Origin of the sequence: Janthinobacterium sp. RA13 (assembly GCF_000745325.1) — a bacterium.
Classification (GTDB): Bacteria; Pseudomonadota; Gammaproteobacteria; order Burkholderiales; family Burkholderiaceae_D; genus Janthinobacterium; species Janthinobacterium rivuli.
In genome coordinates, this window is sequence record NZ_JQNP01000001.1 from 4742578 (window position 1) to 4766837 (window position 24260).

Below are 24260 nucleotides of genomic sequence, written 5' to 3' on the forward strand. Positions count from 1 at the left end.
TGCAATATTAAAAACTCTAATTATCAATATAATATTGAAAAATAATTGCGGAGCATGTGATCAAAAATTCGTTGCACGGGAAATTAATTTCCAGTCAGTAATGGAAGGATCAAGGTCACCGCCAGACCGCCGCCCTCGCGATTGGCCAGGGTGATGCGCCCGCCATGGGCTTCGGCGATTTCGCGCGCCAGGGCCAGGCCCAGTCCCGTGCCGCTGCGCTTGGTGGAATAAAACGGCACCAGCGCGTTTTCCAGCACGGCGCCGCTCATGCCCGGGCCGCGGTCGCGCACTTCGATGCGCAGCTGCCCTTGCGCCAGGCTGACGTGCAGGCCGATGTGCTCCTCACGCGAGCCCGATTCCAGTGCATTCTTGAGCAGGTTCAGCAGCGCCTGCTGCATTTGCGCCGCATCGAACACGGCCGCCTGCGCAGGCGGTACGCAGTCGAGCGTGAAGGCCGCCTGCGAGGCCAGGCCGTCGAGGAACGGCTGCCACTCGCACGGCGCCAGGCGTGGCGTGGGCAGCTTGGCAAAGCGCGCATAGCCGAGGATGAAGGTTTCCAGGTGGCGCGTGCGTTCCTCGATGGTGGCGAGGATTTGCGGCAGGCGTTCCGTCTGGCCGCGGCGCACCAGTTCGGCGCCGGAATGGGCCAGCGAGGCCAGCGGCGCCAGCGAGTTGTTGAGCTCATGGCTGATGACGCGGATGACTTTTTTCCAGGTCTGTACTTCCTGGCGCCGCAGTTCCAGGGTCAACTGGCGCAACAGCAGCAGTTCGTGCTTGCGCCCGTTCAGGCTGAAGCTGCGCCGCGCCAGGTGATACACCTCTTCCTGTTCCCCCTCGCCGCTGGTAAACAAGCCATCGCTGGCGCGCGCCAGCGCTTCGGCCAGGGCCGGTGATGCCTCGCGCACGATATCGGCCAGGTGGCGCCCTTCGAGCCGGCGGCCGTGGTGCAGCAGCTGGCGCGCGGCCAGGTTGGCGTAGACGATGGCGCTGCCCTCGGCCACCAGCAGCATGGCCACCGGCGTGTTTTGCACCATGGTGTCGAGCAGCAGTTCGCGCTGCACCAGCTCCAGGCGCTGCTTGCGCAGCACGTCGCCCAGCGCATTGTGGGCCGCCACCAGGTCGGCCAGTTCATCGTTCTGCGGCCAGCGCAGGCTGAAGCCGAAGTCGCCGTCCTGGTAGCTCGTCACCGTGCCGCTCAAGGCGCGAAACAGCGACAGCATCGATTGCAGCTGGGCGCGGATGGTAATGACGGCCACCGGCAGCACGCACAACAGGGTACCGGCCAGCACCAGCAGTGGCTGGCCCGGCAAAAAATGCGCGAGCAGCAGCGCGATGACGATGCCCAGCACCAGCAGGGTGACGATCAGCGCCGTCCAGCGCGTGAGCAGGGAGAGGCGCATGGGACGATAGGCCATCAGCCGCGCGCGATACCCAGGCGTTCCATGCGCCGGTACAGGGCCTGGCGCGACAGCCCCAGTTCCTGCGCCGCCTGCGCCACCACGCCGTGTGCGCGCGCGAGCGCCGCGGTGACGCTGTCGCGGTCCGGCTCCGTCGCGGCGCCATCGTGCGGCGCGCGCAGCGATGGCATCCCCACCAGCGGCAAGCCCGTTTCCTGCGCGCCGATCACCGGGCCGGCCGTCAGCAGGCTGGCGCGCTGCATGACGTTTTTCAGTTCGCGCACGTTGCCCGGCCAGCCGTGCGCCAGCAGGGTCGCCTGCGCCTGCGCGTCCAGGGTTTTGTCACTGCCCAGGAAATGCCGCGCCAGCACCAGGATGTCGAGCGGGCGCTGGGCCAGTGGCGGCAGGCGCAGCTCGATCACGTTGAGGCGGTAGAACAGGTCTTCGCGAAACGTGCCGGCCTTGATCATCGCCGGCAGGTCGGCGTTGCTGGCGCTGATGACGCGCACTTTCACTTGCCGTTCGCGGTTCGAGCCGAGGCGCTCGAAGCGTCCCGTTTCGAGCACGCGCAGCAGTTTCATTTGCCCGGCCAGCGGCAGGTTGCCGATCTCGTCGAGGAACAGGGTGCCGCCGTCGGCCGCGTCGAACTTGCCGTCGCGCGCGCGCGTGATGCCCGTGTAGGCGCCCGCTTCCGCGCCGAACAGTTCCGCCTCGATCAGCTCGACCGGCACGGCGCCGCAATTGAGCACGACGAAGGGGCCGCCGGCGACCTGGGAATTGGCTTGCACGATGGCGGCGATGCGCTCCTTGCCGCTGCCGTTCGGCCCCGAAATGAGCACGGGCACGTCGGCCCGCGCCACCTGGCACGCCAGGTGCACGACGCGCTCCGTGGCCGGGTCTTGCCACACCATGCCGCGCAAGTCGAAGTCGTGTTCCAAGGCGTGGCGCTGGCGCTGCTCGGCCACGACGCGCTGGCGCAGCGCGCGGTTGGCCTGTCCCAGTTCCAGCAGGTTCTGCACGGAAGCGATCAGGCGCCGGTCATCCCATGGCTTGGCCAGGTAGTCGGCCGCGCCGGACTTGATCAGGTCGACGGCCGCGTCGAGCTGGGTCCAGGCCGTCAGCAGGATCACGGGCAGATCCGGGTAGCGCGCGCGGATGGCGTGGAACAGCGCGCTGCCTTCCTCGCCCGAGGTGGTGTCGGCCGTGAAGTTCATGTCCTGCACCACCAGGTCGATGGCGTGGCGCTCGAGCAGCTGCAAGCCTTCCTCGGGCGAGGCGGCGCGCACGGCGTCGATCTCGTGCAGGGAGAACAGCACGTCGAGCGCGATGGCCACGGCGGCATTGTCGTCAATAATCAGTACGGTAGGCATGCACGCAGCATATCACTCAGGTGCCGGCTCAGGTACTGCGGGTGGCAGTGGCCGGCGAAATGCTGGCCGCGCGCCATGCCGGGCCGTACACGGCGCCCACGCCCAGCAGCCAGAACACCAGCGCGCCGGCCAGCAGATAAACGGGTGGCAGGCGTGCCATTTCCAGCTGACTCACCAGCAGCTGGTTCAAGCCCAGGGCCAGCAGCACGCCGCACGCCACGCCGACGCTGGTGATCATGAAATTCTCCGTCAAAAAATAGCGCAGGATGTCGACGCGGCGGGCACCGAGCGCACGCCGCACACCGATCTGCTTGCGGCGCTGCGTCACCCACAGGCTGGCGATGCCGACGATGCCGCTGGCCGTCACCAGCAGCAGCAGGGTCGACACGGCGATCAGCATCCATGACAGGCCGCGGTCGGCCCGGTAGCGTGACGTGCGGTGCTTTTCCAGGGTATCGGTGCGTACCAGCAAGCGGTCGCTGGTGGCAGTGCGGATGGCTTGCTCGGCCTCCTTCATCAGGCGGTCGCGCTGGCCCGGTTCGGCGCGCACCGCATACAGCAGCGAATCGCGCCCGCCCGTCAGGCGCGCCGGCATCAGGATCGAATATTCACCTTCGGCCTTGACCTGGCCCACCTGCGTCTGCAGCCGTTCAACGACGCCGACCACGCGCAGTTCGGGATCATCTGCGCCGTTGCCCCGGTACAGCGTCTTGCCGACAAAGCTGGTTTCGCCTGGCCAGATTTTCTGCGCCGCGGCCAGCGTCACGATGGCCACCGTGGGGTAGCGGTCGTCGACATCTTCATCGATCTCGGGTACCTCCTCAGGCAGGAAGTCGCGTCCTTCCACCAGCTTCAAGCCATAGGTCTTGACCAGGGCATCGGGGGTGACGTAGGTCGAGATGTTGGCGCTGGGCGTGACCTGGCTGCGTTTGGCCGACACGCTGGTGGAGTTGCCCGAGCGCGACAGCACCGCCTGCGACGTTTGCGCCACCGACAGCACGCCCGGCAAGGCGCGCAGCAGGGCCGCCTGGCGCTTCTGCTCGGACAGCTGGCGCTGGTGGTTGCCGCGGTTCATGTTCTGGATATGGACATAAAAAATATCGTTTTCAGCGGCCACGCCGGTGGGCCGGGCGGCCACGGCCTGGCGCAGGTTGACGATGTGCAGGGCATTGGCCAGGATGGCCAGGCTGATCGCGATCTGCACGGCCACCAGGATGGCGCCGGTTTTGCTGCGCATCAGCGCCGACAGGATGGGACGGATTTCCATGCTGGACCTCATGTTGGGTAAAGGATGTTCATTGGGATTTGAGCTGGATCGCCGGCGTCACCTGGCAGGCGCGCCAGGTGGGCAGCAGACCGGCCAGCAGGGCCGCCAGCACCGACATGGCAAACGTCAGCAACAGCATCGGCACATCCATGTGCGCCACGGTGCCCAGTTCCTTCGACTGCTGGCTGACCACGGCCAGCGCGCCAAACGCCAGCAGCAGGCCGATCACGCCTCCGGCCAGGCCGATCACGCCGCTTTCGATCAGGAACTGGCGGAAGATGTCGCGCCGCGTGGCGCCCAGCGCGCGGCGGATGCCAACTTCGCTGGCGCGCACGGAAAACTTTGCCAGCAGCAGGCCGATGGTGTTGACCAGGCATAGCAGCAGAAAGCCGAAGGCCAGCCAGGCCGCCAGCTTGTTGTCGTTGTCGACCACCTTCAGGAAGGCCATCCATTCGTTCAGGTCGTACAGCTTGTTGGGCGCATTGCGCATCATGCGTCCCAGCTTGCGCTGCTCGCCCGCATAGGCATCCAGATACTGCTGCAACTGGCCACGCTCGCCGCTGCTGGCCATCTCGAACCAGAACTGCAGCCAGGTGCAGCCCGAAGCGAGCCTGCCCTGGTAGCCGGGTGCGTTATTGTCGCCGTTGCAGCTCATGCCGCCGTCGTGTTCCGTCTCGTGGCGAATCGCGCTGGCAAACGGAATGAAGAATTCGTCTTCCGCGCCGAAAGCGCCCTTGCTGCCGATGATGCGGTGCGGGCGTGGCACCACGTCCCAGGTCGCCAGGACACCCGTCACCATGTAGGGCCGGCCCAGCACCGTCACGCGCTGGCCGACCGGGTTGTTCGAGCCCACCAGTTTTTCAGCCAGCGCGCGGCTCAGGACGATCACGTCGGCGCCGCTGGCGTCATCGGCTTCGCTCCACGGCTGGCCGTACAGGAAGGGGGCGTCGAACATGCTGAAAAAATCGCGCGTGGGCGCAATGCCCTGGGCATTGAAAGACCCGATATCCTTGCGCGCCGGCTCGACCGGACCGGCCACGCCGTACATGACGGTACGGCGCACGCCCATCTTGCTGGCCATGAAATTGCGCGCATCGATATAGCTCATCTGGGCTTGCGAGAAGCCGGGCTTGTCGCCGGGGACGTAGCCTTTGACGGGCAGGATGTCGATCATCGGCACGAACATGCGGTCGCTCTTGTGCGGCAGCGGATCGCCCGACATGGCGTGCAGGATGGTGACGGTGGAGACGCTGGCGGCCACGCCGACGGCCAGGGTCAGCACCATCAGCGCCGTCAGGGCGCGGTTGCGGCGCAGGCTGCGCAGGCCCAAGGTGAAATAGTAGCGGAACATGGTTTCTCCTTACGCTGTCACGGGGTGCTGCGGCCTGGCCGACAGCGTGGCGCGGTGCTGCACCAGATCCGACACCTGGCCGTCGATGATGTGCACATTGCGCTGGCTGCGCAGCGCCAGTTCCGGATCGTGCGTGACCATCAGGATGGTGGTGCCTTGCGCGTTGATGTCTTCCAGCAGTTCCATCACGCCGCGCGCCATCTGCGTATCGAGGTTGCCCGTCGGTTCATCGGCCAGCAGCAGCTTGGGCGAGCCGGCCAGCGCGCGCGCGATCGCCACGCGCTGCTGCTGGCCGCCCGACAATTCGGCCGGATAATGCTTCATGCGCGACGCCAGTCCCACCTTGGCCAGTGCTTCCTCGATGCGCTCCTTGCGTTCGGCGCGGTTGAAGCCCCGGTAGCGCAGCGGCACGTCGACGTTGTCGAACAGCGACAGGTCGGGAATCAGATTAAAACCCTGGAAGATGAAGCCCAGCTTTTCATTGCGCAGGCGCGAGCGGGCATTGTCGTCCATGCCCCGGACGTTGACGCCGTCGAGGATGTATTCGCCGTCCGTGAATTCCTCGAGCAGGCCGGCGATGTTCAGGAAGCTCGTCTTGCCCGAGCCGGACGGCCCCGTGACGGTGACGAATTCACCTTGTCGCACATGGATGTCGAAGCCGCGCAGCGCGTGGGTTTCGATCATGTGGGTGCGGTAGACTTTGCTCAGGTTTTGCATGCGCAGCATGGAGGGCTCCTGGTTGGATGAGTGTTGTTAGTTGAGCGAGACGCGGGCCGCGTTCTCGAAGTTTTCCGTGCCGGCGACGACCACCTTGTCGCCCAGCTTCAGGCCGTCGAGGATTTCCACGGCCGACACGCTGGTCGCGCCCAGCTTGATCGGTGTGCGCATCGCCACGCCATCGCGCACGACGTAGGCGAAACGGCCGCCTTCGGCTTCGACGAAGGAGCCGCGCGCCAGCATCAGCACATTCGGTTTTTCATCGATCAGCAGGCGCGCCGCCACGCGCTGGTTCTGGCGCAGGCCGGCCGGCTGCTCGCCGTCGAAACGTACGCGCGCCAGCACCTGGTTTTTCACTACTTCCGGCGACAACGCCGACAGCTTGCCGGTCGCCTTGATGACGCCCGTTTCGATCTCGGCGCGCATGCCCAGGCCGATGTCGGCGACATACGTTTCTGGCACCTCGAGCTCGATTTCCAGCTGCGACAGGTCGACCAGGGTCATCAGGGCCGTATTGGCTTGCACCACGCTGCGGTTGGCCACCGACAGGGTGCCGATGAAGCCGTTGACGGGCGCGCGCACGGTCAGCTCGTCGACCCTGCGCTGGGCGTTGTCGCGGCTCAGGCGCTGGCGTTCGAGTTCATTGCTTTTTGTTTTCAGGGCCAGGGTCACGTCTTCGCTTTCCAGACCTGCCGCCTGGGACGCGTGCTTGCTGCGGATATCGGCCGAATTCAAGGCATCCTTGGCCTTCTGGTAATCGATCTTGGCGATGATGCCCACCTGCGCCACGCTTTCGTAGCGTTCCAGCGTGCGCTGCGCGGACAGGCGCTCGATTTCGGCCGTATCGGCTTCGCGCCGCGCCAGCAGTTTCTGCTTCTTGGCCAGGATCTGCTGGCGCGCCACTTCCGCTTCCAGCTGCTGCACGCTCGATTGTTCGCGCTTGAGCGCGTCGGACAGGTCCGGCGACTCCAGCACGGCCAGGATGTCGCCCTTTTTCACCGTGTCGCCCGCCTTGGCTTTCAGCGTGACGGTGGCCACCGTGGTCGAATAAAGGGTCGGGCTGATCGAGGCGACCACGCGGCCAGTGACGGCCGCGTCGCGGATCAGGGTGCCGCGCGTGACCTCGGCGATGCGCAGGCGGCTGCTGTTGACGGAATGCTCGCTGTTGCGCCAGCCGGCAACGACAGCGATGGCGGTGCCGATGACGATGACGGCGCCGGCCAGCAGCAGGGCGCGTTGCTTGTGGCGCTGGCCCGGCGGGGCGGTCAGTACGGCGTCTTGGGAGGAAGTATCGCGGATCATGGTCATGTCTCGTGAAGGATGCGTTTTCCAATGCACGATCCGTGCCAGTGATTAAGTCATTGATTTGAATGGAGAAAAATTCTCGTGTCCGGCTGTCCGAAGTGTCCGCACTGTCCAGCATGTCCGTCCGCGCAAGTTGTGCTTGATAAATTGGCAATCGCCTGCATCTGCTGTGGCGACTCCTTTTTTGACTCTTCCCCAGGCGCCATGCATCCGTTCCTCCAGCAACTTTTCCCTGCCCGTGCCTTGGCGCCAGCGCTCGACTATCCCTTTGCGCGCAGCGACGTGGCGATGCTGCAACGGCTGACGGGCGAGGCGCCAGCGCTCGATGGCCAGACCTGGAACGAGCTGCTGCTCGACCAGTATGCGGCGCAACTGGCGCGCGAGACCAGCATCTTCGGCCAGCAGGAGCTGCACCGGCGCCTGAGCGGTGGCCAGGCCGATCCGGCCTCCATTGCGCGCGTCCGGCGATTGCTGGACGAGCCGGCCCAGGCGGCCAGCCTGCAGCAAGCTTGCCGTCCCTTGCGCCAGGCCGATACGGAAGTGAGCGAGACCCTGTTCGGTGCGGCGCTGCCGGCAGCGCCATGGTGGAGTACCTGGCTATGGCTGGTGCCGCTGGCCTTGTTGCTGGCCATCGCCGCCAGCTGGCTGGCAGGTTGGCCGGCGCTGTTTGGCGTGCTGGCCGCCTGTGTTGCGCTGATGACCGTGCAAGTGCGTTTTTACGAAAGCGCCAAGCTGTGGGAACGCACGCTCGATACCTTGCGCCACCTGCTGAAAACCCATGCCGCGCTGGTGCGGCTCGATGTGCCGGCAGCCTCGTCATTGGCTGCCGGCAGCGCGCAGGCGGCCAGGCTGACGCGCGCCATCGAGCGTTCGTTGCTGCATTACGTGCCCTTCATCGATACGCTGCTGGTCGAATATGGCGACTGGCTGCTGCTGAAAAACGTCAAGCGCTATTTCCGCACGCTCCAGCTGGTGGCGCGGCAGCTGCCCTTCCTGCGCGAGACCTTTACCCAGGTGGCCCAGCTGGAAGCGGACCTGGCGCTGGCGCGGCAGCTGCGTGCGGCCCCCGTGTTTTGCTGGGCGGGCACCGCGGCGCCGCGCGCGCTGGCCTTGCAGGGCATGCGGCATCCCTTGCTGGAGAATGCCGCACCGCTGTCGTTCGGCGTGCAGGGCAAGGGCTGCTTCATCTCCGGCCAGAACGGTATCGGCAAGAGCACCTTGCTGCGTTGCATAGGCCTGAACCTGGTCTGCGCGCGGGCCTTTGGTTTCTGTTATGCGGACAGCGCCGATGTGCCGCACCTGGTCGTGTACGCGAGCATGCAGAATGAAGACTCGCTCGATGGCGGCGAAAGTTTGTATATCGCCGAATTGCGGCGCGCGCGCGAATTGCTGGCGCTGGCCGAGGAGGGCCCGCCGGCCTTGTTCCTGATCGATGAAATTTTCCGCGGCACCAATCACCTCGAATCGGTGGCGGCCGCGGCCGCCGTGCTGCACTCCCTGGCGGCGCAGCACATGGTGATCGTCTCGTCGCACAACCTGGTATTGGGGCCGCTGCTTGAGGACTGCCTGGCGCCATGGTGCGTGCGCCGCGATGACGCCGGCGCGCTGTTGCTGGCGCCCGGCGTGCTGCAAGCAACGAATGGCATCGCCCTGCTGGCCCAGCGCGGATTTGACGCCGGCATCGCGGACAAGGCCGGGCGCGTCTTCGACTGGCTCAGCACGCACATGGCGCAACCGGCCGATTGCGCGGGAGTGCTGGACATGGCTTGAAGACGTGCGCTCCCAAGCGATGGTTTGTATTGACATCGTCAATACGTGTGCTAATCTTTTTGCATGGACGTCCACTTCACCCTGGGGGCTGATGCGTTTGTATGGGACGCTGCCAAGGCGCAGCTGAACCAGCGCAAGCACGGTATCCGGTTCGAGGAGGCTGCGCAGGTATTTGGCGACCCGCTGCTGGTGCTGGTGGAAGCCTCGCGCAATCAGGAGGCACGCGATGCCGCCATCGGTTTCGATGCTGCCGGGCGGCTGCTGTTCGTGGTACATGTCGAGATCGAGGACGTCGCCATCCGCATTATTTCCGCCCGTATGGCGGATCACAAGGAGGAAACTGCATATGCTGTCTGACCGCTTGAAAACCCGCCTGGCGAAAGATCGTCCCATGACGTCGATTACCTTGCGCATTCCGGTCGACGTGGTGGACGCCATGAAAGAGATCGCGCCACTACGCGGCTTTGCCGGTTATCAAACGCTGCTGAAGGCCTATCTGAGCGACGGCTTGCGCCGCGATGAGGCGCAACTGGCACAGGGCTCGACGGCGCGGCTGATCGCGGCGTTGAAAAAGCGCGGCGTGCCGGAGGCCTTGCTGCGCGATGCCGAGCGCGATGCCGAACGCCATTCCGCGGCGGCCTGACAGTCGCCCGCCCGCCGCTTACTTTTCCTGCTTTTCCGGCGTGCTCTTGTCGATCACTTCGCGGCAATCGCCACGGATGATGGCGTTGTCGTAGTTGGTCCAGCCATAGCTGTCGACGTAGCGCTTGTGCTGCTTGAAGCGGGGGCTGGCGATGCTCCATTCGGGCTGTTCGCCGGCAAAGCGGATGTCGCCCAGGTCGAGCAGCGTATGGAACATGTTTTCCGTCGACAGGCGCGCCTTCTGATGGCGCCGCAGCTGCGTCACCTTGTCCGGATAGTGCTGCTGGAATTGCGGCGAATACCAGACGAAGGCGGGCACATGGAATTCGAACTGCGTGTTGTGGCCGTGGAAGGCCAGGCGGCAAGTGCCGTCGTACAGGGTCTGGCCGTGATCGGCCACGTAGACAAGCGAGCTGCGCAGGGCGGTGCGCTGGCCGTCGTCCTTCAGCATGCCGATGACGTTCGACAGGAACCAGTCCGTGTACAGAATGGAGCTGTCGTAGCTGTTGTTGAGCTGCGGCTTGATGGCCGTGTCCGTGTAGACGGGCTTGTCGACGCCGAACAGCGACGGCTGCCACTTGTCGAACGCCTTCGGATAGCGCTGGCTGTAGTTCCAGTGACTGCCCAGGGTGTGCAGCACGATGAGTTTTTTCGGCGCCGGGTCGGCCAGCGCGTTCTTGAACGGGTCGAACAGGATCTGGTCGAAATTTGAATTGTTGGTAAAGCCGCCCAGGTTCAGGAATTGCACCACGTCCGCTTCCTTGGCAAAGACGGACACGGGCGTGTCGAACTGGCCGAACGAGATCTGGTTCGACAGCCAGTAAGTCTTGAAGCCTGCTTCCTTGTAGGCGGTCAGGAAGGATTTTTCCGAGAAGCCGTCCTTGAGGCTTTGCGTGGCCGGCTTGCGCGAGATGATGACGGGCACGGACAAACGCGTGGCGGAAACGGCCGTGATGACGTCGGCCAGCGGCACCAGGTTGGCTTCCTGTTTCAGCAGGGGATTGGTGTCGCGTTCATAGCCGTTCAGGCTCCAGCGGTCGTAGCGCGACGATTCGCCGATCACCATGACCACCACTTCCGGGTTGGTATCGGGCTGTTGCTGGTGCGCGCCGAAACGGAAGCTGCTGCTTTTCTGTCCCAGCTCGGCCAGGTAGCGACGTTCCTTGTAGAAATCGAAGCCGCGCGCGGCCAGGCCGAAAGGCCAGGAATTGCTGACGGTGTCGAAGGCGTAGGGCAGGCGCGCCCAGTGGGGCAGGCTGGGCCAGCCCAGGCCCGTTTCATCGGCGCCGGCGATGCTGGCGTTTTCCGGCGTGCTGCTTTCCTCGTCTTCCTCGGCCGTTTCATCGTCGGCCGAGCTGGCGTCGCCGAAGCCGGAGGCGCCCGCCTTGCTGCCGGCCGCCGGCCCGCTGGCCTTGGCCGCTGCGGCGGCGCTATGCAGGACCTTGGCCTCGAAACCGAATTCATGGCCATAGGCCCAGAAGCCGCCCAGCAGGAGCAGCAGCACGAAGGCGGCCGGGCGCGTCTTGCCGCGCCAGTCCAGGTCGCGCGTGCGCGTGGCCGCATACCAGCTCAGCGCGCACCAGGCGATCACGCCCAGCATGACGGCGCCCATCAGCCACACTTTTTGTCCGAGGAATTCCATCGCTTCCTTGGGGCTGGTTTCGAAGATGATGCCCAGGTGGTGCGTGGAAATACCCTGGCCATAGAAGATGAACAGGTAGATTTCCGTCGGCAGGGCCAGGAAGGCGGGCACCAGCAGCCAGTGGAAATACGCGGGACGCTTGAACACGCTCCAGACGGCCAGCCAGGCCAGCAGCTCGAACGTGAGCATCTGCCAGGGATGCTCGAGTGCACGTCCCAGCAGCGCGGGGATGAAGGGTACGGCCGTCAGCAAGGCATACGTCAGGAGCAGGAACAGAGTGGCAGGGCGAAGCAAGGAGCGCATAAGGGAGGGCAGCGAAAAATGTCCGCTATTATCAATCCTTTTGTTGTCTTGCGGTCATACAAGAATGTGCGCGCCAGATGCTTGGTGGCAGAGAAAGAATGTCAAATCGTCAAGCGCCGCGAGGCGGCGGCGTCTGCGCGCTGCGGCCAAAGATTAGTCAAAATGCTACAAAAGTGCCGCTTTTTTGCCTTTTTTTATAGCAAAAAGTGGTAAACCGATTGACCCCCTGTAACACAAGGTCTAAACTAGCGAGTTCTCGATTTTATTCTGCTCATCGTTTACGTATTGCTTGGCATTTCATGGCCGCTCCTTATCGAGTGGCTGCGGGCGCCTCCGGTGCGCAGTAGATGAAAGCGGGACGAGGTTTTAGTCGCCGGGCATCTTGCCCGGGTTATTAATCGTAGTTTTTTGTTGGATTTATAACGATGCCAACCATCAATCAATTGATTCGCAATCCACGCGTCGCTTTGACCGTGAAGAGCAAATCGCCGGCGCTGGAAAACAGCCCGCAAAAACGTGGCGTCTGCACACGTGTTTACACCACGACTCCAAAGAAGCCTAACTCGGCTCTGCGTAAAGTCGCTAAAGTTCGTCTGACCAATGGTTTCGAAGTTATTTCGTACATTGGCGGTGAAGGCCATAACCTGCAAGAGCATAGTGTTGTGCTGTTGCGCGGCGGCCGCGTCAAGGATTTGCCGGGTGTGCGTTACCACATGGTTCGCGGTGCCCTGGATACCCAAGGCGTTAAAGACCGTAAGCAATCGCGTTCGAAGTACGGTACCAAGCGCGCTAAAGCTGGCAAGAAGTAATAAGTTGTACGCAGCAAACCCAAGTTTCGCTCAGTGGCAACTAGCTAAGTGAATGTAGTCGACCGCATCTGGTCGAGTAAGTGGAAGACTATGATGGTCGTCCGCGAGTGTGCGAAGAACGCGCGCTCAACTGAAGATTGAAAGGAATTGATATGCCACGTCGTCGTGAAGTACCCAAGCGCGAAATTTTGCCAGATCCAAAATTCGGCAACACTGATGTCGCTAAATTTGTAAACGTGCTGATGCTGTCCGGTAAGAAATCGGTTGCAGAAAACATCATCTACGGTGCTTTCGAGCACATCGCAGCAAAATCGGGTAAAGATCCACTCGAAGTTTTTGCTACCGCAATCAACAACGCCAAGCCGTTGGTTGAGGTGAAATCCCGTCGCGTCGGTGGTGCAAACTACCAGGTGCCGGTCGAAGTTCGCCCAGTCCGTCGTATGGCTCTGTCCATGCGTTGGTTGCGTGAAGCTGCTAACAAGCGCAGCGAAAAATCGATGCCACAACGCCTCGGCGGTGAGCTGATGGAAGCGGCTGAAAGCCGCGGCGGCGCGATGAAAAAACGCGACGAAGTCCATCGTATGGCTGAAGCGAACAAAGCGTTCTCGCATTTCCGCTTCTAATATAAAGCCAGCTACCGCAAGGCGGCTGTCAAGCATCTGTTGTTCGAGGCCGGGCTCATTTTTGCAAAAAAATGCTGCTCGGTTTTGTCCATTCATTTAGGATTAATTATGGCCCGCAAGACCCCCATTGAGCGCTATCGTAATATCGGTATCTCCGCTCACATCGATGCAGGTAAGACGACCACGACCGAGCGCGTCCTGTTCTACACAGGCGTGAACCACAAGCTGGGCGAAGTCCATGATGGCGCTGCCACCACCGACTGGATGGCACAGGAACAAGAGCGCGGTATCACGATTACCTCGGCTGCTGTTACGTGCTTCTGGAAAGGCATGGCTAACAACTTCCCAGCTCACCACATCAACATCATCGACACCCCAGGCCACGTTGACTTCACCATTGAAGTGGAACGTTCGATGCGCGTGTTGGATGGCGCCTGCATGGTTTACTGTGCAGTCGGCGGCGTGCAGCCACAATCGGAAACGGTATGGCGTCAGGCTAACAAGTACAAAGTGCCACGTCTGGCCTTCGTGAACAAGATGGACCGTACCGGCGCCAACTTCTTCAAGGTCTACGATCAGATGCGTTCGCGTCTGAAAGCCAACCCAGTACCTATTCAGATGCCTATCGGCGCTGAAGACGTCTTCACCGGTGTTATCGATCTGGTCAAGATGAAAGCGGTTATCTGGGACGACGCGTCGCAAGGCATGAAGTTTGAATACGGCGACATTCCTGCACACCTGGCCGCTGATGCTGCCAAGTGGCGCGAGAACATGGTTGAAGCCGCTGCTGAAGCGTCGGAAGACCTGATGAACAAGTACCTGGAAGAAGGCGACCTCTCGGAAGAAGAGATCAAGGCTGCCCTGCGTCAGCGTACCATCGCCAGCGAAATCGTTCCAATGTTGTGCGGTACCGCCTTTAAAAACAAGGGCGTACAAGCCATGTTGGACGCGGTCATCGAGTACCTGCCATCGCCAATCGACATTCCACCTGTCCCAGGTCTGGACGAGGACGAGCAGCCAGTCGAGCGCGCCGCTGACGACAATGAGAAATTCTCGGCATTGGCGTTCAAGATCGCAACCGATCCGTTCGTCGGTCAGTTGTGCTTCATCCGTTGCTACTCGGGTACCCTGAATTCGGGCGACTCGGTGTTGAACTCCGTGAAGCAGAAGAAAGAGCGTATCGGCCGTATCGTGCAGATGCAAGCGAACGAACGCGAAGAAATCAAGGAAATGCGCGCTGGCGACATCGCCGCCGTTGTGGGTCTGAAAGACACCACCACTGGCGATACGCTTTGCGACGAGAAAGCCAGCGTGGTTCTGGAGCGCATGGTCTTCCCTGAGCCGGTGATTTCGCAGGCAGTCGAGCCAAAAACCAAGGCCGACCAGGAAAAAATGGGCCTGGCGCTGAACCGCCTGGCAGCAGAAGATCCATCGTTCCGCGTGCGTACCGATGAAGAATCGGGCCAGACCATCATCGCCGGTATGGGCGAGTTGCATCTGGACATCATCGTTGACCGCATGAAGCGCGAATTCAACGTTGAAGCCACCGTCGGCAAGCCACAAGTGGCTTACCGCGAAACGATCCGTAAAGTGTGCGAAGAGTCGGAAGGCAAATTCGTCAAGCAATCGGGTGGTCGTGGTCAATACGGTCACGTGGTTCTGAAGATCGAACCGCAAGAACCGGGCAAGGGCTTCGAATTCGTTGACGCGATCAAGGGCGGTACCGTTCCTCGCGAATACATCCCTGCAGTTGAAAAAGGTGTGCGCGACACGCTGACTTCGGGCGTGATGGCTGGTTACCCAGTCGTTGACGTGAAAGTCACGCTGTTCTTCGGTTCGTACCATGATGTTGACTCGAACGAAAATGCATTCCGCATGGCCGCTTCGATGGCATTCAAAGATGGCTGCCGCAAAGCATCGCCAGTCATCCTGGAGCCAATGATGGCCGTGGAAGTGGAAACGCCGGAAGACTACGCCGGTACCGTGATGGGCGATCTGTCGTCGCGTCGCGGCATGGTGCAAGGTATGGATGAAATTGCTGGCGGTGGCGGCAAGATCATCAAGGCCGAAGTGCCTCTGTCGGAAATGTTCGGTTACGCTACGTCGTTGCGTTCGTCGACCCAAGGTCGTGCGACTTACACGATGGAATTCAAGCACTATGCTGAAGCACCTAAGCATGTGACTGAAGCAATCGTAAGCTCGAAAGCTAAGTAATAGAAGTTCCGGGCCGGCTTTCACGAGAATGCCGGTCCCTACATTTAAATCATTGTTCTAAGGAAGAATAAAATGGCAAAAGGTAAATTCGAACGGACCAAGCCGCACGTCAACGTCGGCACCATCGGCCACGTCGACCACGGTAAAACCACGCTGACCGCTGCAATCGCAACGGTTCTGTCGAAGAAATTCGGCGGCGAAGCTAAAGCATACGACCAGATCGATGCAGCACCAGAAGAAAAAGCGCGCGGTATCACGATTAACACCGCTCACGTCGAGTACGAAACGGAAACGCGTCACTACGCGCACGTTGACTGCCCAGGCCACGCCGATTACATCAAAAACATGATTACCGGTGCTGCCCAGATGGACGGCGCGATCCTGGTGTGCTCCGCAGCTGACGGCCCAATGCCACAGACCCGCGAACACATCCTGCTGGCCCGCCAAGTTGGCGTTCCATACATCATCGTGTTCCTGAACAAGTGCGACCTGGTCGACGACGCAGAGCTGCTGGAACTGGTTGAAATGGAAGTGCGCGAGCTGTTGTCGAAGTACGAATTCCCAGGCGACGACCTGCCTATCATCAAAGGTTCGGCACGTATGGCGCTGGAAGGCAAAGAAGGCGAAATGGGCGTTGACGCGGTTCTGCGTCTGGCCGATGCGCTGGATGCTTACATCCCAACGCCAGAGCGCGCTGTTGACGGTGCTTTCCTGATGCCAGTAGAAGACGTGTTCTCGATCTCGGGTCGCGGTACCGTTGTGACCGGTCGTATCGAGCGCGGCATTGTTAAAGTCGGCGAAGAGATCGAAATCGTTGGTATCACCGATACCGTCAAAACGACTTGCACCGGCGTGGAAATGTTCCGCAAACTGCTGGACCAAGGTCAAGCTGGCGACAACGTTGGTCTGCTGCTGCGCGGCACCAAGCGTGAAGACGTGCAACGTGGTCAAGTTCTGGCCAAGCCAGGCTCGATCAAGCCGCATGCACACTTCACTGGCGAGATCTATGTTCTGTCGAAAGACGAAGGCGGCCGTCATACGCCATTCTTCAACAACTATCGTCCACAGTTCTACTTCCGCACGACGGACGTAACTGGTTCGATCGAGTTGCCAGCAGACAAAGAAATGGTCATGCCAGGCGATAACGTGTCGATCACCGTCAAGCTGATCAACCCGATCGCGATGGAAGAAGGTCTGCGCTTCGCTATCCGCGAAGGCGGCCGTACCGTCGGCGCTGGTGTTGTTGCAAAAATCCTGGCTTAATTCTTAAGCCTGCATAAAAGAAGACGCGTCGTCGCCCGGCGCCCTTCTTTTTATTCAACTGCCGGGGTTGGCAAGCATTTTGGTGCTATCATGTCGACCCTGACGGTTGTTGCGTCAGAAATTCCCGTATGACCTCATTGCCGTGCAGACCGCGCGGTTCGTTCTTTTAAGGAAATATCATGTCGGCACCAAACCAAAAAATCCGTATCCGCCTGAAGGCTTTCGATTACAAACTGATCGACCAGTCCGCTCTGGAAATCGTTGAAACCGCGAAGCGCACCGGCGCTGTCGTCAAAGGCCCAGTACCACTGCCTACCCGTATTCAGCGTTTCGACGTGCTGCGTTCCCCGCACGTCAACAAAACTTCGCGCGATCAGTTCGAGATCCGTACGCACCAACGCCTGATGGACATCGTTGACCCAACGGACAAAACCGTTGACGCGCTGATGAAGCTGGACCTGCCAGCTGGTGTTGATGTCGAAATCAAACTGCAATAATTGTTTTTAAGCAGGCCGGCGGGGTGTCCCGCTGCCTGATGATGGGGCCGGGCCTGCTCACGATCGTGAGTGCGCCCGGCCCCATTGCTATTGGTGCCAGCGCATCTCTGCAAAATCGCTTTACAGTGCCGCGGCTGGACGATAAAGTTGCCGCATGCTTAATGCCCTCGATACCCACCTGTTAAATGCAGCTCCCCGTGAGCGCCTGCGCGGCTGGCCGCGTTTCCTGACCGAATTTTTGTATTTCGGCATCAAGGAGGCGAGGTCGTGCCTGTTCGTGGGACTGTTTTTCGCTGCCGTGTTCCTGGTGCCGCGCGCTGGCCTGTTCGGCCTGCCGCGCTATGACGTGCTGCTGCTGGCGGCACTGGCGATCCAGGGCGCGATGCTGTGGAGCGGGCTGGAAACGTGGGATGAATTGAAAGCCATCTGCCTGTTTCATGCGGTCGGCTTCGCGCTGGAGGTGTTCAAGGTGTCGGGGACGATCCAGTCGTGGAGCTATCCCGACTTCGCCTACACCAAGGTGTTTGGCGTGCCCCTGTTTTCCGGCTTCATGTATGCGGCCGTCGGCAGCTACATCATCCAGACCTGGCGCCTGCTCGACATGCGGATCCGCCACCATCCGCCATACTGGATGGCGGTGCTGATCGCGCTGCTGATTTACGCCAACTTCTTTACTCACCACTACATCGGCGACTATCGCTGGTACCTGGCCGCCTGCGCGCTGGGCCTGTACGCGCGCACCAGCGTGGTGTTCCGTCCGCTCGACCGCGACCGCAGCATGCCCTTGCTGCTCGGTTTCGTGCTGGTCGGCTTCTTCATCTGGCTGGCTGAAAACATCAGCACCTTCTGGGGCGTATGGCGCTATCCGAACCAGCTTGGCGCCTGGTCGGTCGTGCATGTCAGCAAATGGAGCTCGTGGTCGCTGCTGGTGGTGATGACGTTCACCATCGTGGCCCACCTCAAGCACATCAAGGCCAGCATCCACGTCGCCCAGCCCTAGGCCGGGCACCGGAAGTCTCTTATTGCAGGCTGGCCGCGACGGCTTCAAAGCGCGCGCCCAGTGCCGCCTGCGGACCGCCTTGCAGCTGCTTCGCGTACTGGCGCAGCACTTCCGCCGAATACGTGCGCGAGGCGGGCGACAGCTTCGGCAGCAGCGGCAGCACGCGTTCCAGATAGCCTGTGCCTTCCTGCCATTTGCCTTGCGCTGCCAGGGCCGACGCCAGTTCCACCATGCGCCGGCCGACGCGCGCGTCGCTGCGCGGCTGCGCCGCTTCTTCCGTGGCCAGCGCTTGCCGGTACAACTGCTCCGCTTCCGCATTCTTGCCCTGCAAACGCTTGATGCGGCCCAGGTTGTACTGGCGCTGCGAGAGGACATCCGCGCTGGCCCCGGCTTGCTCGGCGCTGCGCAGCGCCTGTACGCAAGCCAGTTCCGCTTCGCCAAACTGGCCCTTGAGTTCGGCCGCGTTGCAGGCGTCGTGCTGTTCATTGGAGGTGGTGAGCGTCGCTGGCGCCGCGCAGGCGGCCAGCAGGCTGACGGCGCATAGCAGGCTGATGGTATGGGTCTTCATAGTCTCCTCGGACGGGTGTCAAACACGGTGTATCGGTGGAGTCATGCCGTAATAAATATACTATAAGTTTTTTGGGATGGGCGGCTTTTTGCCAGCGCACGCGATTGACGCCGCTTGCGTGCTTCAGGGATACTCCGGGCTTGTCCATTAATGCGTGCCGCCGCCATGTCCAAGACTGTCCTGATCGTGGAAGATGAACAGGCGATTGCCGACAGCATCGCCTATGCCTTGCGCACGGACGGCTTTACGCCGCGCCATGTGATGCTGGGCGAGCACGCCCTGGCCGCGTTGCGCCCAACGCCAGGCGAAGCCGCGCAGATGCCCGTTCTCGTGGTGCTCGACGTGGGCTTGCCCGACATGAGCGGGCTGGAAGTGTGCCGCCGGCTGCGCCAGTTTTCCGAGGTGCCGGTGATCTTCCTGACGGCCCGCAGCGACGAGATCGACCGCATCGTCGGCCTGGAAATCGGCGCCGACGATTACGTCACGAAGCCGTTTTCGCCGCGCGAACTGGTGGCGCGCATCCGCGTCATCCTGCGCCGCGCCGGTGTTGCGCAAGCTCCCCGCGAGACTGGCATGACGATAGCCGCGCCTGCCGCCGCGGCCGCGCCTGCGCGCTTCGAACTGCGCGCGCTGGAGGCGAAAGTGCTCTTTCACGGCCAGCCGCTGGACCTGACCCGCTATGAATACCTGCTGCTGAAAACCCTGCTCGAGCATCCTGGCCACGTGCTGTCGCGCGCGCAGCTGATGGAGCGCGTGTGGAGCGGGGCGCCCGACACGCTTGAGCGCACCGTCGACGCGCACGTCAAATCGCTGCGCGCCAAGCTGCGCGGCATCGATGCGCAGGTCGACCCCATCCAGACCCACCGTGGCCTCGGCTACAGCCTGGCCGGCGCATGAAGATCGGCCTGCGCATCCTGCTCGGCTACTTCCTGATCGTCGGGCTGGCCGCGTGGTTCCTGCTGAATGTCTTCATGGAGCAGGTCAAGCCGGGCGTGCGCTCGACCCTGGAAGACACCCTGGTCGACACTTCGCAGCTGCTGGCCAGCCTGGTGGCGCCCGACCTGAAGGCGGGCACGCTGGCGCAGTCGCCCGTGGCCGAACGCATGCAGGATTACGCGCGCCATGGCGTGGACGTGAATATCAATGGCGTGCGCAAGCGCACCCTCGATTACCGCATCTATATTACGGACCGGCACGGCATCGTGCTGTTCGATTCCAGCGGGAGCGACGTGGGGCGCGACTATTCGCGCTGGAATGACGTGTACCTGACCTTGCAGGGCAAGTATGGCGCGCGCAGCACGCGCAGCCGGCCCGACGACGAGATGTCGACGGTGATGCACGTGGCCGCGCCGATTCGCGACGGCAATGAGGTGATCGGCGTGCTGACGGTGGCCAAGCCGAACGCCAGCGTGCAAGCGTTTGTCGAGCGCAGCCAGCGCAAGATATTGCAGCGCGGCGCCATCCTGTTGCTGCTGTCGCTGCTGATCGGCCTGGCATTTGCCTGGTGGCTGCACCATGCGCTGGGCAAGCTGATGCATTACATCGGCGACGTGGAAGCGGGGCGCAAGGTGGCGCTGCCGGCGCTGGGAAAGAACGAGATCGGCACTCTGGGGCGGGCGCTCGAGGCGATGCGCACGCGCCTGGAAGGCAAGGAATACGTGGAGCAGCTGATGCACACCCTGGCGCACGAATTGAAAAGCCCGATCGCCGCCATCCAGGCCTCGGCCGAGCTGCTGCAGGAAGACATGCCGCCGGCCGAGCGCCGCCAGTTTCTCGCCAGCATCCTGGAACAGAATGCGCGCCAGCGGCAGCTGATCGACAAGCTGCTGGCCCTCGTGCGCGTGGAAAAACAGCAGCGCCTCGATCATCCCGAGCGCATCGCGCTGGGGCCATTGCTGGCGCAAGTGGAGCAGGACGCGGCCGCCACCCTGGCGGCGCGCGGCGTGCGCCTGCAGGTGCAACACGACGAGGCGAGCGTGGCGGGCGACCCTCTGCTGCTGCGCCAGGCGCTGGGCAATTTGCTCGACAACGCGGCCGGCTTTGCGCCACCGGGCAGTTGCATCGACCTGACGGCGCGGCGCCAGGGCAGTCAGGTGGAAATTGCCGTGCGCGACCGTGGCGCGGGCATCCCCGCGTATGCGCTGGAACGCGTCTTCGAGCGTTTCTATTCCCTGCCGCGCCCGAGCGCCGGCAAGAGCACGGGCCTGGGCTTGCCCTTCGTGCGCGAGGTGGCCTCGCTGCATGGCGGCACGGTCGAAGTGCTCAATCATGCGGAGGGCGGCGCCTGCGCGCGCCTGTGCCTGCCACTAGCCTAGCGCACTTTATTCTCCCGCTTCACACAGACTGCATCGTCAGCGCACACAGCTTTTTTACACTGGCCGCCTTACTTCAAGGATGCGCCATGCAAAAAACTCTGTTAGTCAAAGCGTTGATCGTGTTCGGCCTGATGCTGCTGATCGGCCTGCCTTTGCTGATGATTCAGGAAACGATCAAGGAGCGGATGGAATTCCGCCAGGAAGCCGTCAACAGCATCGCCGCCGATTCGGTGCGCGAACAAACCATCATCGGGCCCATCCTCGTGATTCCGTATGTGGAGCAGTATGACGAGCGGGTCGAGATCGCCGTCGACAAGGAGCAGAAAGGCAGCGTGCCGGCGCAGACGCAGGTGCAGCGCCGCGTCATGCAGCGCCGCTTGCTGGTGTACCCGAACCTCTTGCTGCAGGAAGGCACCATCGAGACCGACCGCCGCTACCGTGGCATCCACCAGGTGCTGGTGTACAGCGGCCAGCATGCGTTCAAGGGCGACTTCACGGTGCCCAGTCTTGAGCAGTTGCCGCGCAAGACGCCGGACGCGCGCGTGACCCTGGGCGAGCCGTTTGTTGCCTTGTCCATCGAGGACGTGCGCGGCATCCGTAACATCCCGAAAATCGACTGGGGCGGGCGCCAGATCGAATTCGAACAGGGCACCGACCTGTTTGCCTTCCGCAGCGGCCTGCATGCACCCCTGGGCGCCATGCCGCTGGGGCAAGCGCAGCAGGTGAAATTCAGTTTTGACCTGGGACTGGACGGCATCGAACGCCAGCATTTCGTGCCGGTGGCGAAAAACAGCCAGATCAGCATCAAGTCGAACTGGCCCCATCCGCAGTTTGGCGGGCGCTTCCTGCCGTCGCCGAAACACCGCCAGATCAATGCCGATGGCTTTCAGGTCGAATGGAATATCTCGTCGCTGGCCAGCAATGCGCAAACGCAGCTGAGCACGATCGAGGGCGAGTTCAAGGTGCCCGACAGCGCACCGCTGGGCCAGGTGGACCGTTTCAGCGTCGGCTTCATCGAGCCGATCAATGTGTATTCGCAGTCGGACCGGGCCACCAAGTATGGCTTGCTGTTTGTGGCGCTGACGTTTGCCGCCTTCTTCATCTTCGAGATCCTGAAGAGTCTGCCGATCCATCCCGTGCAATATCTGCTGGTGGGCCTGTCGCTGGTGATCTTCTTCCTGCTGCTGGTGGGCCTGGCCGAGCACATCGCTTTCCTTGCCGCCTACCTGATCGCCAGCGCCGCCTGTATCGCGCTGACCAGTTTTTACCTGGCGCATGTATTGCACAACGCCTGGCGCGGCATCGGCTTCGGCGTGGCGCTGACCATGCTGTATGGCGCCCTGTACGGATTGCTGAACTCGGAAAACAATGCGCTGGTAATGGGCAGCATCCTGCTTTTCGCCGTCCTGGCCGCCATTATGGTGGCGACGCGCAAGGTCGACTGGTATCAGATTGGCAAAGGAGCGCCGCAGGAATAGGGGGCATCCGGGCGCCATGCGCCTCCGCATTTGCAGCCAGCCGTGACGGTGATATGTCCTGGCTGGCTTTTTATTTGGCTGGGAGGAACGTGTCACGAATAATTGGTAGTTGGTTGGTATTGTTTACGGTATTCTATTGGCATTGCTTTTTAAGTAATGGCGGGCGCCGCGGCGCCGGCCCGGGGCGATGCGAGGATGGCGTGTCTTCCTGCTTGTTCTTCCATCTGATAAACGGAGACGAAATATGATCAAGAAGACGATGGCTTTCCTGTTTGCGCTGGGCCTGGGCGCCTCGTATGCGGTTGCCGCCGGCGATGTCACGCAGTGCTATGGCGAGTGCGGGCAGAAAGTGGCCAATTGCCGCGCGCATCTCGGCGGCAGCCCCATCTGCGAGGACCTGTACGAGCATTGCCTGGCCAATTGCCAGAAGTAAGCACCTGCTCCCGGCAGCTTGCCTGGGTGCGCATTAATTCCTGAAAAACACACAATTGGAGACATGCATGTACAAGAAAATCGCGGTATTCCTGTTTGCCATCGGCTGCAGCGCCTCGTATGCCATGGCTGGCAATGATTGCACGCTGGAATGCGCCATCCGGGCCAATACGTGCTCGGGCGGCATGCCCGGTTCGGCCTCGAGCCCGATTTGCGAGATGGTCTACCAGCATTGCATCGAGCAGTGCAAGGTCTGAGCTGAGTCGCCCTCCGCCGGGCGCCAAGCCTGATACAGGAGGGCAAGATGGAGGAGGGCAAGGGGCGCGTACGCCGTGTACGCGCCCTTGTTGTTTCCGTGGCTGCCACTGACTTGCCGCCGGCGGCGCCCGGTGCGGCAGGCCGCATGCCGCCGTGCTTTGCGGCCGTTAAATTGCCTTGCGGCAGCGTTTTTCAGGCGCGCCGACAACTCCCGCAGGGGCGTCTTGCAACACTTTGACATACCTCGTGTTAACTTGTTGCGTCAAGGGTTTTTGTGCTATATACTAGCCGGCTTCGGTATGGATTCGTCTTTTTTGAGTCCTACGTTACTTTGTAGTTAAACAAGCCCCGCCCAATCGCAGGTGGGAATGGAGAAAAAATGAGCCTAGGCCTTCTCGGTCGCAAGGTTGGTATGATGCGCATTTTCACGGATGAAGGGGATTCGATTCCTGTCACCGTGTTGGACGTATCGAACAACCGTGTTGCGCAAATCAAAACCCCTGAAACAGATGGTTACTCCGCTGTTCAGGTCGCATTCGGTCAACGTCGCGCTTCCCGCGTGACCAAAGCTGTTGCTGGTCATCACGCTAAAGCTGGTGTTGAAGCCGGTACTCTGTTGAAAGAGTTCCGTGTCGACGCTGCCAAAGCCGCTGAACTGAAAGCTGGCGATGTTGTCGCTGCTTCCCTGTTCGAAGTCGGTCAAAAGATCGACGTGCAAGGCGTTACCATCGGTAAAGGCTATGCAGGCGTTATCAAACGTTACCACTTCGCTTCTGGCCGTGCAACGCACGGTAACTCGCGTTCGCACAACGTTCCAGGTTCCATCGGTATGGCACAAGATCCAGGTCGCGTTTTCCCTGGTAAGCGCATGACCGGTCATCTGGGTGACGTTAACCGTACGATCCAGAACCTCGTGATCGCCCGTATCGATGCCGACCGTCAGCTGTTGCTGGTCAAAGGCGCGATTCCAGGTGCGAAAAATGGCCAGGTAGTTGTCTCGCCAGCCATCAAAACCAAAGCCAAGAAGGGAGCTTAAACG

General features: G+C 61.8%; 23 protein-coding genes. 15 read left to right on the forward strand and 8 right to left on the reverse strand.

Annotation, left to right across the window (positions count from 1 at the left end; genetic code table 11):
* Positions 1-83: 83 nt before the first annotated feature.
* From FG13_RS20910 to FG13_RS20935, 6 genes are read right to left on the reverse strand one after another with little or no spacing between them, the layout of a single operon-like run.
* Entirely contained in the window at positions 84-1415 is a 1332-nt protein-coding gene (locus tag FG13_RS20910; RefSeq protein WP_081922665.1) for a sensor histidine kinase, read from the reverse strand.
* A complete protein-coding gene (locus FG13_RS20915) occupies positions 1415-2767 on the reverse strand; it encodes a sigma-54-dependent transcriptional regulator (RefSeq protein WP_035823991.1) in 1353 nt (450 codons plus the stop codon). Before FG13_RS20915 ends, FG13_RS20910 begins: the two co-directional genes overlap by 1 nt.
* A 28-nt stretch (positions 2768-2795) precedes the next feature.
* The gene (locus FG13_RS20920) at positions 2796-4034 is read right to left on the reverse strand and encodes an ABC transporter permease (protein WP_035823992.1); all 1239 of its coding nucleotides are present in this window, start codon (positions 4032-4034) and stop codon (positions 2796-2798) included.
* A 28-nt stretch (positions 4035-4062) separates the two neighbouring features.
* Positions 4063-5385, reverse strand: coding sequence for an ABC transporter permease (locus FG13_RS20925; RefSeq protein WP_035823994.1), 1323 nt, complete (start codon positions 5383-5385; stop codon positions 4063-4065).
* 9 nt (positions 5386-5394) lie between these two features.
* A complete protein-coding gene (locus FG13_RS20930; RefSeq protein ID WP_035823997.1) occupies positions 5395-6111 on the reverse strand; it encodes an ABC transporter ATP-binding protein in 717 nt (238 codons plus the stop codon).
* 27 nt (positions 6112-6138) lie between these two features.
* Positions 6139-7404, reverse strand: a complete 1266-nt coding sequence (locus FG13_RS20935; protein ID WP_035828545.1) for an efflux RND transporter periplasmic adaptor subunit — start codon at positions 7402-7404, stop codon at positions 6139-6141.
* Between the two features lie 207 nt (positions 7405-7611).
* On the opposite strand from FG13_RS20935, the gene FG13_RS20940 reads away from it, so the two are divergent.
* The 3 genes from FG13_RS20940 to FG13_RS20950 all read left to right on the forward strand — a co-directional run bounded on the left by FG13_RS20940 (position 7612) and on the right by FG13_RS20950 (position 9820).
* Positions 7612-9177, forward strand: coding sequence for a MutS-related protein (locus FG13_RS20940; protein ID WP_051959311.1), 1566 nt, complete (start codon positions 7612-7614; stop codon positions 9175-9177).
* A gap of 63 nt (positions 9178-9240) precedes the next feature.
* Positions 9241-9534, forward strand: coding sequence for a BrnT family toxin (locus tag FG13_RS20945; RefSeq protein ID WP_035824003.1), 294 nt, complete (start codon positions 9241-9243; stop codon positions 9532-9534).
* A complete protein-coding gene (locus FG13_RS20950) occupies positions 9524-9820 on the forward strand; it encodes a hypothetical protein (protein ID WP_035824005.1) in 297 nt (98 codons plus the stop codon). Before FG13_RS20945 ends, FG13_RS20950 begins: the two co-directional genes overlap by 11 nt.
* 18 nt (positions 9821-9838) lie before the next feature.
* Here FG13_RS20950 and FG13_RS20955 read toward each other — a convergent pair whose 3' ends face one another.
* On the reverse strand, positions 9839-11764 hold the full coding sequence (locus tag FG13_RS20955; protein ID WP_035824007.1) for a phosphoethanolamine transferase: 1926 nt from the start codon (positions 11762-11764) through the stop codon (positions 9839-9841).
* A 425-nt stretch (positions 11765-12189) separates the two neighbouring features.
* Here FG13_RS20955 and rpsL point away from each other — a divergent pair, with 425 nt between their 5' ends.
* The 6 genes from rpsL (at position 12190) to FG13_RS20985 (ending at position 18170) form a co-directional block, all read left to right on the forward strand.
* The gene (rpsL, locus tag FG13_RS20960; protein WP_010394376.1) at positions 12190-12573 is read left to right on the forward strand and encodes a 30S ribosomal protein S12; all 384 of its coding nucleotides are present in this window, start codon (positions 12190-12192) and stop codon (positions 12571-12573) included.
* Between the two features lie 152 nt (positions 12574-12725).
* Positions 12726-13196, forward strand: coding sequence for a 30S ribosomal protein S7 (rpsG, locus tag FG13_RS20965; protein ID WP_010394377.1), 471 nt, complete (start codon positions 12726-12728; stop codon positions 13194-13196).
* Positions 13197-13304: 108 nt separating this feature from the next.
* On the forward strand, positions 13305-15410 hold the full coding sequence (fusA, locus tag FG13_RS20970; protein WP_034753184.1) for an elongation factor G: 2106 nt from the start codon (positions 13305-13307) through the stop codon (positions 15408-15410).
* Positions 15411-15482: 72 nt separating this feature from the next.
* A complete protein-coding gene (gene tuf, locus FG13_RS20975; protein WP_034753125.1) occupies positions 15483-16673 on the forward strand; it encodes an elongation factor Tu in 1191 nt (396 codons plus the stop codon).
* A gap of 179 nt (positions 16674-16852) precedes the next feature.
* On the forward strand, positions 16853-17170 hold the full coding sequence (rpsJ, locus tag FG13_RS20980) for a 30S ribosomal protein S10 (RefSeq protein ID WP_010394389.1): 318 nt from the start codon (positions 16853-16855) through the stop codon (positions 17168-17170).
* A 154-nt stretch (positions 17171-17324) separates the two neighbouring features.
* On the forward strand, positions 17325-18170 hold the full coding sequence (locus tag FG13_RS20985; protein ID WP_035824009.1) for a DUF817 domain-containing protein: 846 nt from the start codon (positions 17325-17327) through the stop codon (positions 18168-18170).
* Positions 18171-18189: 19 nt separating this feature from the next.
* Here the strand turns inward: FG13_RS20985 and FG13_RS29130 are convergent, their stop codons facing one another.
* Positions 18190-18738, reverse strand: coding sequence for a tetratricopeptide repeat protein (locus FG13_RS29130; RefSeq protein WP_051959312.1), 549 nt, complete (start codon positions 18736-18738; stop codon positions 18190-18192).
* Positions 18739-18903: 165 nt separating this feature from the next.
* Here FG13_RS29130 and creB point away from each other — a divergent pair, with 165 nt between their 5' ends.
* From creB to rplC, 6 genes are all read left to right on the forward strand, one after another.
* On the forward strand, positions 18904-19635 hold the full coding sequence (gene creB, locus FG13_RS20995) for a two-component system response regulator CreB (protein WP_035828548.1): 732 nt from the start codon (positions 18904-18906) through the stop codon (positions 19633-19635).
* Positions 19632-21053 (forward strand): two-component system sensor histidine kinase CreC, encoded by a 1422-nt coding sequence (gene creC / locus FG13_RS21000; protein WP_035824011.1) that lies wholly within the window; start codon positions 19632-19634, stop codon positions 21051-21053. The genes creB and creC overlap by 4 nt, the downstream gene beginning before the upstream one ends.
* An 86-nt stretch (positions 21054-21139) precedes the next feature.
* Positions 21140-22531 carry a cell envelope integrity protein CreD gene (gene creD / locus FG13_RS21005; protein ID WP_035824013.1) on the forward strand — a complete coding sequence of 464 codons (1392 nt, stop codon included), beginning with the start codon at positions 21140-21142 and terminating at the stop codon, positions 22529-22531.
* A 244-nt stretch (positions 22532-22775) separates the two neighbouring features.
* The gene (locus tag FG13_RS21010; protein WP_035824015.1) at positions 22776-22964 is read left to right on the forward strand and encodes a hypothetical protein; all 189 of its coding nucleotides are present in this window, start codon (positions 22776-22778) and stop codon (positions 22962-22964) included.
* 67 nt (positions 22965-23031) lie between these two features.
* The gene (locus FG13_RS21015) at positions 23032-23220 is read left to right on the forward strand and encodes a hypothetical protein (RefSeq protein ID WP_035824017.1); all 189 of its coding nucleotides are present in this window, start codon (positions 23032-23034) and stop codon (positions 23218-23220) included.
* A 380-nt stretch (positions 23221-23600) separates the two neighbouring features.
* Positions 23601-24257: a 50S ribosomal protein L3 gene (gene rplC / locus FG13_RS21020; protein ID WP_010394393.1), complete on the forward strand. Its 657-nt coding sequence runs from the start codon at positions 23601-23603 to the stop codon at positions 24255-24257.
* The last annotated feature ends 3 nt before the right edge of the window (positions 24258-24260 follow it).

Excerpts from the sequence above, each read along its gene's own strand:
- FG13_RS29130 (WP_051959312.1), bottom strand. The coding sequence starts at position 18,738 with ATGAAGACCCATACCATCAGCCTGCTATGCGCCGTCAGCCTGCTGGCC.
- FG13_RS20945 (WP_035824003.1), top strand. The coding sequence starts at position 9,241 with ATGGACGTCCACTTCACCCTGGGGGCTGATGCGTTTGTATGGGACGCT.
- FG13_RS20925 (WP_035823994.1), bottom strand. The coding sequence starts at position 5,385 with ATGTTCCGCTACTATTTCACCTTGGGCCTGCGCAGCCTGCGCCGCAAC.
- creD (WP_035824013.1), top strand. The coding sequence starts at position 21,140 with ATGCAAAAAACTCTGTTAGTCAAAGCGTTGATCGTGTTCGGCCTGATG.
- FG13_RS20910 (WP_081922665.1), bottom strand. The coding sequence starts at position 1,415 with ATGGCCTATCGTCCCATGCGCCTCTCCCTGCTCACGCGCTGGACGGCG.
- rpsG (WP_010394377.1), top strand. The coding sequence starts at position 12,726 with ATGCCACGTCGTCGTGAAGTACCCAAGCGCGAAATTTTGCCAGATCCA.
- FG13_RS20935 (WP_035828545.1), bottom strand. The coding sequence starts at position 7,404 with ATGATCCGCGATACTTCCTCCCAAGACGCCGTACTGACCGCCCCGCCG.
- FG13_RS20985 (WP_035824009.1), top strand. The coding sequence starts at position 17,325 with ATGCTTAATGCCCTCGATACCCACCTGTTAAATGCAGCTCCCCGTGAG.
- FG13_RS20920 (WP_035823992.1), bottom strand. The coding sequence starts at position 4,034 with ATGGAAATCCGTCCCATCCTGTCGGCGCTGATGCGCAGCAAAACCGGC.
- tuf (WP_034753125.1), top strand. The coding sequence starts at position 15,483 with ATGGCAAAAGGTAAATTCGAACGGACCAAGCCGCACGTCAACGTCGGC.
- rplC (WP_010394393.1), top strand. The coding sequence starts at position 23,601 with ATGAGCCTAGGCCTTCTCGGTCGCAAGGTTGGTATGATGCGCATTTTC.
- creB (WP_035828548.1), top strand. The coding sequence starts at position 18,904 with ATGTCCAAGACTGTCCTGATCGTGGAAGATGAACAGGCGATTGCCGAC.
- FG13_RS21015 (WP_035824017.1), top strand. The coding sequence starts at position 23,032 with ATGTACAAGAAAATCGCGGTATTCCTGTTTGCCATCGGCTGCAGCGCC.
- FG13_RS20950 (WP_035824005.1), top strand. The coding sequence starts at position 9,524 with ATGCTGTCTGACCGCTTGAAAACCCGCCTGGCGAAAGATCGTCCCATG.
- FG13_RS20915 (WP_035823991.1), bottom strand. The coding sequence starts at position 2,767 with ATGCCTACCGTACTGATTATTGACGACAATGCCGCCGTGGCCATCGCG.
- FG13_RS20940 (WP_051959311.1), top strand. The coding sequence starts at position 7,612 with ATGCATCCGTTCCTCCAGCAACTTTTCCCTGCCCGTGCCTTGGCGCCA.
- creC (WP_035824011.1), top strand. The coding sequence starts at position 19,632 with ATGAAGATCGGCCTGCGCATCCTGCTCGGCTACTTCCTGATCGTCGGG.
- fusA (WP_034753184.1), top strand. The coding sequence starts at position 13,305 with ATGGCCCGCAAGACCCCCATTGAGCGCTATCGTAATATCGGTATCTCC.
- FG13_RS21010 (WP_035824015.1), top strand. The coding sequence starts at position 22,776 with ATGATCAAGAAGACGATGGCTTTCCTGTTTGCGCTGGGCCTGGGCGCC.
- rpsL (WP_010394376.1), top strand. The coding sequence starts at position 12,190 with ATGCCAACCATCAATCAATTGATTCGCAATCCACGCGTCGCTTTGACC.
- FG13_RS20930 (WP_035823997.1), bottom strand. The coding sequence starts at position 6,111 with ATGCTGCGCATGCAAAACCTGAGCAAAGTCTACCGCACCCACATGATC.
- rpsJ (WP_010394389.1), top strand. The coding sequence starts at position 16,853 with ATGTCGGCACCAAACCAAAAAATCCGTATCCGCCTGAAGGCTTTCGAT.
- FG13_RS20955 (WP_035824007.1), bottom strand. The coding sequence starts at position 11,764 with ATGCGCTCCTTGCTTCGCCCTGCCACTCTGTTCCTGCTCCTGACGTAT.